Source organism: Pseudoalteromonas rubra (assembly GCF_005887095.1).
Lineage (GTDB): Bacteria > Pseudomonadota > Gammaproteobacteria > Enterobacterales > Alteromonadaceae > Pseudoalteromonas > Pseudoalteromonas rubra_E.
In genome coordinates this window covers 1-475 of the sequence record NZ_PNCI01000190.1, presented here as the reverse complement: position 1 = coordinate 475, position 475 = coordinate 1, and the positions used below count along the sequence as shown (strand labels likewise).

1 pseudogene is annotated in these 475 nt (G+C 36.8%); it reads right to left on the bottom strand.

The features are described from left to right. Positions 1-475: pseudogene (locus CWB99_RS23830) on the bottom strand (DEAD/DEAH box helicase); the annotation flags it as partial.

The following is a 475-nucleotide window of genomic DNA, read 5'->3' as shown; positions in this document are numbered from 1 at the left end:
TACTTTAGTTTGAGTTACCTGCCAGCCACGCTTTTTAAAGCCAGGGAATACTTCGTAAACAAGCCAATGTAAATGTATAGGTGATTGTTTATTAAATACAAACTCACTTTGTAAACCCCCTTTACAAAACTCAAAACCTAAATTTACTAACTCATTTGTTACTGTGTTTTCAAATGCACTATTTATTAAACTCACGGGTGCTGTTCCCGCTAAATAATTTTTATTTTTATATTTAAATAATAGCGAAACTTTAAGCCCTTGCTCATCCATAGTGGCTTTTAAAACAGCATTACCAAGTTGCTTAACATTGACTTGTTCGTTATTCGGATGCGGAATAACACCGGCGCCAAAATTGTCGGCAAGTTGTTTATAAATGCGATCAAAATTAGCATCGTGCAGTGCGGGAATAGATTGTAAATGAGCGATTTCGTCGGCGCTAAGCTGTGTTCTGATCCGGCCTACTTTAAAGTGATCG